General features: G+C 45.9%; 5 protein-coding genes. 1 reads left to right on the forward strand and 4 read right to left on the reverse strand.

Annotated features, from left to right (window positions below):
• Positions 1-40 precede the first annotated feature (40 nt).
• Positions 41-1,393: a sensor domain-containing diguanylate cyclase gene (locus HMPREF1548_RS03080; RefSeq protein ID WP_198168607.1), complete on the reverse strand. Its 1,353-nt coding sequence runs from the start codon at positions 1,391-1,393 to the stop codon at positions 41-43.
• Positions 1,394-1,965: 572 nt separating this feature from the next.
• Here HMPREF1548_RS03080 and rsgA point away from each other — a divergent pair.
• Entirely contained in the window at positions 1,966-3,012 is a 1,047-nt protein-coding gene (rsgA, locus tag HMPREF1548_RS03085; RefSeq protein ID WP_021634267.1) for a ribosome small subunit-dependent GTPase A, read from the forward strand.
• Between the two features lie 310 nt (positions 3,013-3,322).
• Here rsgA and HMPREF1548_RS03090 read toward each other — a convergent pair whose 3' ends face one another.
• From HMPREF1548_RS03090 to HMPREF1548_RS03100, 3 genes are all read right to left on the reverse strand, one after another.
• On the reverse strand, positions 3,323-4,294 hold the full coding sequence (locus HMPREF1548_RS03090) for a D-2-hydroxyacid dehydrogenase (RefSeq protein WP_242991278.1): 972 nt from the start codon (positions 4,292-4,294) through the stop codon (positions 3,323-3,325).
• 112 nt (positions 4,295-4,406) lie between these two features.
• Complete coding sequence (locus HMPREF1548_RS03095) at positions 4,407-6,806, reverse strand: glycoside hydrolase family 31 protein (protein ID WP_021634270.1); 2,400 nt, start codon at positions 6,804-6,806, stop codon at positions 4,407-4,409.
• Positions 6,807-7,083: 277 nt separating this feature from the next.
• Entirely contained in the window at positions 7,084-9,078 is a 1,995-nt protein-coding gene (locus HMPREF1548_RS03100) for an ATP-binding protein (protein WP_051358300.1), read from the reverse strand.
• Positions 9,079-9,148: the final 70 nt, after the last annotated feature.

A 9,148-nucleotide genomic window follows, 5' to 3' on the forward strand; every position in this document is an offset into this window, starting at 1 on the left:
CGGCATTTTACCTCTTAATTTTACATTTTTATTCTGATTTCTATTTTTTCTGACTTTCCTTTTTCTGATTTTCCTTTTTCTTTTCCTGGTACATCCTGTGATCTGCCTTCTGCATCAGGCTGTCATAAGTATTTCCATCCTCTGGAAATACAGCAATACCGATACTTAATGACAACTGCCGGCATTCTCCATCCACATAAAAAGGCTTCTCTATTACCTCCCGCAGCCGGGACTCCATATTTTTAATTTCCGCCAATCTGCTTCCGGGACATACCACTACGAATTCATCCCCGCCGATCCGTGCTGTTGGATTGTCTCCGCCTGCGCAGCTGCGCATCCGCTCCGAAGCTTCCTTTAAGATTGCATCCCCTGCCGCATGGCCCAATTCGTCATTTACCGCTTTAAAGTGATTTAAATCCATATAAAAAACAGCAAATGCATTTTCACCTTTACACAATTTATCCAGAAGCTCTCCAAGATACCTCCTGTTATAAAGTCCTGTCAGTTCATCTATGGATGCAAATCTCTGAAGCTCGGACACTCGCCTTTGCTGCTGGTATACAAGCAGTGCGCTCAACGCTGTAATAATCCACCCAGCCAGCAGCAGATACACCAACACCAACGGATTTACCCATCCATTTTTCGGCGCCATACTCAGCACCCATGTATGATTGGGTACACTTACCTCATAACTCAGACTTCTTTTCTCATCAATCTGCTCTGCTCCGGCAATCGTCATATCCTCTCCGGTCTCCGTAATAACATGAAGCCGGTAATCATAACCCTCGGTTTCCAGTTCCTCCAGCATCAACGGATTCAAAGCCTCCGGCAAATCCAGGATAATTACGGAAAATCCCCAGAAACTCTCTTTCCCATTTTCATCGGTCAGAAAAATAGGATTCCGTGCTATAAGCCCCAATCCGCCCTGTGTCAGACTGTACGGGCCGGACAGCGCAATTTCCCGTGTGTCCACAGCCAGCAAAGCATCATCCCGACGACGTGGATTATCAAAAACATTATTACCAATAACTGCCTCATTTCCCTCTAACGGATAGCAATATAAAACCGCACCTCCCGGCAGATACTGAATGGCCCGGATTCCCTCTCCATCTGCCAGAGATTTGGCCAAATCCCGGAACGCCTCCTCCGAAATCTCTCCCCTGCCCGTAATCACAATAGATTCCAGCACATCCGTCTTATGAAACAGGCTGTCCAGAAGCGCTTCCGTTCTAACTGCATATCCCTCTGCCAGTCTCAGTGCATCCTCCTTCTTATTTCCGGCGCTCCATAACGCCGCTGCACACACAATGCAACCGGTCAGTAACAGCCCTATAATAACCGCCGCCCAACACGCCGTATTATATTTCTCTCTCACTCCATGCTTCTGACTCACTGTATCCTCCAAAATAATAATTACTGGCCATACATTTCTGGATATTATACCGCCGAAAAACTATGAAAACAAGCTGTCGGTCATAAATACTCTTCTGAAAAGCATTTTTACCAATCCCGTATAAAATCTGGCTCCATCACTTCATCCATATAAAACTCATTTATGAAATAATAAAAATTCCTCCGCCAAAACTTTATCAAAATTCCGGTTGCATATTTCCTTATCATACTTTATACTGAATATGTATTTTAGCTTTTCAAAGAAAAAATGAAAGGAGATATGAATAATGACAACAAAGAATGAGGTGTCCTTCCGCTAATTGAACATGTAAACAAAGCGACAATCCTTTCATGCATCCTGTTTGTATGTAATTCCATTGCATATGGTTAATTATGTCCCGCAGAAACCGCAGCCAAGGCTTGTTTCTGCGGGATTTTTGCGCCCTTTTTCAGGGTTGCCGCCGTCAAAAAGAAAAGGAGATGATTCTATTATGAGAGAAAAAATAAACAACTTAACACAGTCAGACAAAACTTATTTTAAAACTTTAAATATAATTTTCGGAGGAATAATGCATGAATACAGATATAAATATAGAGACCTATGGATTTACCCGCGACCTTCTGCCTGAGGGAACTGATGGAACTGTCGCAAGAATTACCGCTGTGTATAAAGACAGGTTTGAGATTGTCAGCGCCCATGGCAATGGCTATGCCAGATTAAAAAAAGGATCCTATTATGCCGGAGATGAACCTTTTCCCACTACAGGGGATTTTGTCCTTCTTTCCTGGCAGAACGATAGCGACAGCATTATTTATAAAACGCTTCACCGCCGCACCTTTTTTTCCCGCCTGGATCCATCTTCTGCAGGTCACGCGGAACAGGCAGTCGCTGCTAACTTTGACTATGTATTTATCATGCAGTCACTGAATCATGATTTGAACCTGCGGCGGCTGGATCGTTATCTGACGCTGGCCTGGCAAAGCGGGGCACAGCCTGTAGTACTTCTTACCAAAGCAGATTTAAATGAAAACTGGGAGGCAGAGGCCGATAGAGTCCGCGCGGCAGCGCTTGGCGTAGACGTCTATGCCGTCAGCTCTAAAACCGGACTTGGCCTCGACAGCGTAAAACAATATCTGCTTCCGGGCAAAACTATTGTCTTTCTAGGATCCTCCGGGGTCGGAAAATCCAGCCTGCTCAACGCTCTGGCCGGACAGGAAATGATGGACACAGGCGCCATCCGGGAGGATGATTCCCGCGGACGCCATACCACTACACACCGGCAGCTTATCCGCCTTTCCTGCGGAGCCATGATAATTGATACTCCCGGCATGCGTGAGCTGGGTATGTGGGATGTCTCCTCAGGGCTTGGCGAGGCTTTTTCCGATATTGAACAGTATTTTCCTCTTTGCCGTTTCTCAGACTGCCAGCATAAAAGCGAACCCGGCTGTGCTGTAAATACCGCCATTGAGAACGGCGAACTTTCCCGCGAACGCTGGAACAGCTATCTTAAATTAAAAAACGAGGCAAAATATACAGAAAACAAAAACAACTACCTGCGTGAACGGCAGCAGCTTCATAAAAGCTGGGCCTCAAGAAAAAAAGGGAATAAAAAGAGGTAGCTGACAGGCCGCATTGACTGCTGCCCGCACGATGATACTGACTTTTTAATTTCTGTAAATCCTATTCCAAAAAACAATATATAGTCCGTATAAAAATAAATAAAAGGAATCCCCGGCGGCATACGGTCACAATGCACGCAGCTGATACCAGCCGTTTTCAGATATCTGTTAGAAACATCTGGCCTGCCGCTCCGGTATTCCTTTATTATCTGCAGTTTCTATTTTCCTGCCTTCCTGAAAGCTTCCTTTTTATCCCTATCCCTTTCAATTCCACCCTCTGAGTGCCCATCCTTTTCACTGCCAATCCTTCTTACGGATTAACCACATTCCTGGCTTCTCCCCGTAAAAAAGCCTCAATATTCCTGCAGGTTTCCGTAACCACCCGGGTACGCGCTTCCACGCTTGCCCAGGCCATATGCGGCGTAATCAGGAGTCTGCTACTGTCCTGAATCTGCAAAAGCGGATTCCCCGGCTCAATCGGCTCCCTGCTTAATACATCAATTCCTGCCCCCATAATCCAATTTTCCTGCAGTGCAGTACAAAGATCAGCTTCATTCACTACGGCGCCTCTTGCCACGTTTACCAGAATCGCCGTTTTTTTCATCTTTTTTAACGCTTCCAGATCAATCAGGTTTCTCGTTCTGTCACTCAGAGGACAATGCAGTGTGAGCACATCAGATTCCCGCAGTAAGGTTTCAAAATCCACCTGCTCATAATCCGTACAGCCTCCTCGGCCGGATGCTGAAAAGCAGATAACACGGCAGCCGAAAGCCTCTGCAATAGCGGCTACTTTCCGTCCGATATTTCCCATGCCCACGATTCCCCAGGTCTTACCATCAAGCTCTGAGTAAGGCAGACCGAAATGGGAAAATCTCGGCTGTGACCCATAAGCCCCGGACTTTACATAATCATCGTAATAACGAAGCTTTTCCAGAATATAGAGAACACAGGCTATTGTATGCTGTGCCACAGCAGCCGTGGAATAATTGACCACATTAACTACCGGGATTCCCCTTTTTCTGCAGTAATCCAAATCCACATTATCAAAGCCGGTTGCAAACTCACAGATAAGCTTCAGATGGCTCGCGCCATCCAGGGTATCAGCATTCATAGGCGTTTTATTCACAATAATAATATCTGCATCCTTAACCCGTTCAGCTGCTTCCTCATCCTTCGTTGTCATGTGGAAGGTAACCTCTCCGTACTTTTTCAGAGGCTCCACCGACACATCCTCTCCCACGCTGCTTCTGTCCAATACCACGATATGCAAAGCCCGCTCCACAACTGTTCCTCCCATTTATCCGCTATTATCAACCCGTCCCGGTTCCTTCTTCTTATCCCTTAAAAAACGAATCCAGGCTCCCCGGGGAGCCTGGAACAGAACTTGTTAGACGTTATGCCAGACTACCCTGCGCAGTCAGCATTTCAGAAATACACTTCACCAGATCTTCCGATAAATCCATGGCCTGCAGCTCTCCAATAATAACAAGCGGTGATTTTCCGCTGCATACCAGCTGATAAATCCGGGTCTTAATATCAAATTCCATTTCCGCCTGATCCAGGAAAGCATAAACTGTCTTCTTCACAGGATTCTCAGCCAGAACCAGCTTCCTTACAAAGGTAATCACTGTCTCAGCACACGCATCAGCCTGGCTTACTGTAATTTTCAGGCAGTTCTTATCCGCATCATAGGAGGCTTCCGCCTCTGCCGTTTTTCCATTGGAGGTACATAACACTTCGCTTTCCGTACATCCCCAAATCTCTATTGTATAATCCCTCTTTTCAGGTACCAGAGAAAGCTCGCCCTGCACCGGATGAACTACAAAACGCTGCTCGCCATCCCACTTCCATTCAAATTCCGTAATCGCACAGATGCCCTTTTCATAATCACAGGTTTCATTATCATCCTCATACAGCGAAAAGCTGCCGTCAGCTCCGGCATAAACCTTAAGCGTCAGAGAAGAAGGATTTCCGCAGGTACTCACCGCATCGATTTCTTCTGTCATGGGAATAACAGCTCCTGCTTTCGCAAAAACAGGCATGGTATTGATATCCCTGTACATATCCATCATACGGCCGCCTTCATAAATGGTACCGCTGAAGAAATCAATGAAGGTTCCTTCCGGAAGCCATACTCTTTCCTTTGCGCGGTTCAATCCTGACAGACGAGGGGAAGTAATCGGGGCAACAATCAGCCCGGTTCCAAAATAATACTCATTTGGTACCCGGTAGGACTCAAGGCATCTGGGATTATAATAATACATCGGCAGCACCAGCGGTGTATCCTGCGCATATGCTCTGTAATTCATGGTATACAGGTACGGAACCATTTTATGGCGCAGCTGCAGAAATTCATTCATCATACTGTGAATTTCCGGATTAAAACGCCAGGGCTCCTTTCCATTAAATTCGTTTTTAGTGCTGTGAAGCCGGTTAACAGGGGAGAATACACCCAGCTGGTACCAGCGCCCTTCCAGCTCATCATCCTTATATCCATTCATATGACCGCCAATATCATGGCTCCACCAGCCATAACCGATATTGGATGCCGTACTGGTAAAATAAGGCTGGAATTTCAGAGATTCCCACGTAACTACCGTATCACCTGAAAATCCCACCGGATATCTATGGGAACCGGGACCTGCATATCTTGAAAAAGTCATGGGACGCTTTCCATTTCTTGCGCTGTCCAGGAAATGGAAGTGGTTGAGCATCCACAGCGGATCCAGGCCTTCCATCTTCGTAATACCGCCCTGCTGCCAGTCAAGCCACCAGAAATCCACCCCTTTTTCTTCATTGGGATGGTGCGCATATTTAAAATAGGCGGAAAGGAATGCCGGATCCGTAATTTCAAAGGCCACAGGCTCTTCCCTGGATATATCCTTTCCCAGTTCCTTTGCCATAGCCTCATACATTTCCTCATGCGGGCGGATTCCGTCTGCCGGATGCACATTCAATGTAATTCTCATACCACGCTCATGCAGGCTGTCCATGAATCGCTTCGGATCCGGGAAAAACTCCCTGTTCCATGTATAGCCTGTCCAGCCGGTTCCATATTTGGGATCAATATTTACCAGATGCCAGTCCATATCAATGACTGCAACTGTAAAAGGGATTCCCTCTTCATCGAAACGGTTCATCAACTCCAGATAACTCGCTTCGGTATATTCATAGTAACGGCTCCACCAGTTCCCCAATGCGAACCTGGGCAGCATGGGGGTTTTACCGCAAAGATAATAAAAATCCTTCAGACATTCCAGATAGTCCAACCCGTAACCCCAGAAATAAATATCCTGAATTCCTTTTTTGCGGGGTGCAACCCATCCTTCCTCGGTAAGAATAAGTGAAGCAGAATCATCCAATACGGAAAAACCTTCCGTAGAGACAAGACCATGCCCCAGTTCACAGGCGCCGTCCACCGTATCCAGTGTCCTTGCCGTTCCCTTCAGATCCCGAAGCTCGTCTCCATAATGCCATACATTATTCCAGAAACCTGTATTTCCAAGCACCTGAGCCTTGAGTCCTCTGGGATTAAATTCTTTTTTATTGTAATTCAGGCGAAATCTCCAGGTCAGAATTTCCAGCTCATCCTCCGTCTCCTTCACCTGAAACTCCACAGGCGGGAAATCTCGGTTGATAACAGTCTGTGTCGCCCTGTCCTCGAAAATTCCGTCCTCGCTGTATTCCAGACGTACCAGCCCCTCAGTCAGCATAGTAATCCGGTATTTATCCCCCTGCAGGATATTCTGTCGGTTTGCTTCCGGTCTTGCCGGCAGCTTATACAGTTCTTTCATGTTGCAGCCCTCCGCTTACTCATTAATAAATCAGGATAAAAATACTTTTTTCTTCATTATATCCGGAGCCCTCCGGTAAATCTAGCTTAATACTATTCCAAAATAACACGATCCTATGATTTGCAGTCCTTTATACCCAAAAGCTGGCATACTTCCAAACCGATACACATCCAGTCCAATTCACACCAACTCAATTCACATCTAATTCAATTCATACTTAATTCAATTCACACTTAATTCAATTCACACCTAATTCAATTCACCCTAATGAAGAATACTACATTTTATGAAGCACCCTCTTTGCCAGCACCTCAGCCATACGCCCCGGCTGAATCGGCTTTGCCAGATGCTCGTTCATCCCGGCCTGCAGAGACTTTATCACATCTTCTGCAAATGCATTTGCCGTCATTGCAACAATGACAACCTCCGAGGCATCCGCGCGTTCCAGTCTGCGGATTGCCTCTACAGCTTCATAGCCGTTCATTACCGGCATCTGGATATCCATAAAAATAATCTGATAATACCCCGGCTGAGAGGCCCGGAACATTTCCAGCGCTTCTTTTCCATTTTCAGCAGTTTCCACGCAGGCCCCGGTTACCTCCAGCAGACTTGCCGCTATTTCTCTGTTTAGCTCATTATCCTCTGCCAGCAGAATATGTATGCCCCTGCAGTCCACATCCTGAATTCTAAGTTCAGGTACTTCTTCCGCCTTTTCTTCCTGCAGCCTTAATTCCAATATTACCGTAAAACAGCTGCCCTCCCCAATTCTGCTTTCTACCCGGATTTCCCCTCCCATCATCTGAACCAGGTTCTTGGTAATTCCCATCCCAAGTCCGGTACCGCTGATTTTGCTGATCCGGGAGTCGTTAGCTCTGCTGAAGGGTTCAAAAATATGCTGCAGATATTCCTCGCTCATTCCAATCCCGGTATCTCTGAAAACAAAACGGTAACGTCCCAGCCTGCTGTTTCCGGAGGAAAGCTCAGAAACTGAAATGAATATCTCTCCTCCTTCCGGAGTATACTTGCATGCATTGCTCATAATATTCAAAAAAATCTGACTTAATCTGGCACGATCGCCAATTACACGCTCATGCTTCAATTCATCCATGGACACATGGAATATCTGTTTTTTCTCCTCTGCCTGAGTCCTCATCAGGCAAATTACTTCTTCCAGAAGCTCATGAAGATTAAAATCACTATTATTAAGTTCAAACTTACCGCTTTCAATTTTGCTCATATCCAGCACTTCATTTACCAGGCTCAGCAGCAGTTGGCTGGATACTCCGATTTGTTCCAGATCATACAGCAGTCTTTCCTTATCATCCATATGCAGTCTGGCCAGCTCCGTCATACCGATGACAGCATTCAGCGGAGTCCTGATATCATGGGACATTTTTGAAAGGAAATCACTTTTAGCCTTATTGGCGTTCTGCGCCAGCTCATATGCCTCCTTAAGCGCACTCCGGCTTTCCTCTTCTCTCTTTTTCTGCTCGTGTGTATCCTGGAGCGCAAGAATCGCCCAGTTCTTCTTTCCCCCAAAGTAAACATTGCAGGATATGTAATGATACTCTCCGTTTATCTTCCTGTAGCCCTCAATTGTATATCTGTCATACCCCTCAACAATAAGCTCACGGAAATGCTGCAGGGAAAGTTCCCGTTTCATATCCTCATACCAACTGGGATGCAAGGTCTTCCTTGCAAAATCATCCCAGAACAAATCGTAAGAAAATTCCTCCTCCGATATTTCCTCCACGTCCTCCGGAACCCGAATGGCACGTACAGAATTACTCTCCATATCAATCCGATACACTGCAAAAAAAAGATTATGAAGAGAACCTACTATTTCTTCATTAAGTTCCTCCAGTTTTTCTTTTTCCCGCCGCATAACTATAGTGTCTGTCACATTTTGGTGATACCCTCTGAGTCTTAATACCTTCTCACTGATACGCTCTGCCACACCGCCGCAACGGATATAAATCCTGCCAAACACCGGATGCTGCCATGGATACTGCACCTCAGCCCTGCCTTGCCTTATCATATTATCCACACAGGAATTTACCACCGGATAATATTCCTTATCGATATTCCGGTACCAGTGTTCATAGCATTCCTCTGGCGAGGCCTCTTCTGTAAGGCCGAGAAGATCCAGCATCGTCTCATCCGCAAACATCCGGGAATTACAACCTTCCTCTATTTCTATTATCCATAAACCCGTCATAGATTCATGAAGAACATCCTGCATTGTCGATATATCCTGAATTTTCCCTCCCATGAAGCTGCCTCCTTTCCTAAATAACCGTCTCATTAACGTAATTGTAGCTTATTTATTTCCACAGAGCAAC

The organism is Clostridium sp. KLE 1755, assembly GCF_000466465.2.
Classification (GTDB): Bacteria; Bacillota; Clostridia; order Lachnospirales; family Lachnospiraceae; genus Eisenbergiella; species Eisenbergiella porci.

Coding starts and splice junctions, on each gene's coding strand:
- HMPREF1548_RS03095 (WP_021634270.1), bottom strand. CDS start 6,806: ATGAAAGAACTGTATAAGCTGCCGGCAAGACCGGAAGCAAACCGACAG.
- HMPREF1548_RS03100 (WP_051358300.1), bottom strand. CDS start 9,078: ATGGGAGGGAAAATTCAGGATATATCGACAATGCAGGATGTTCTTCAT.
- rsgA (WP_021634267.1), top strand. CDS start 1,966: ATGAATACAGATATAAATATAGAGACCTATGGATTTACCCGCGACCTT.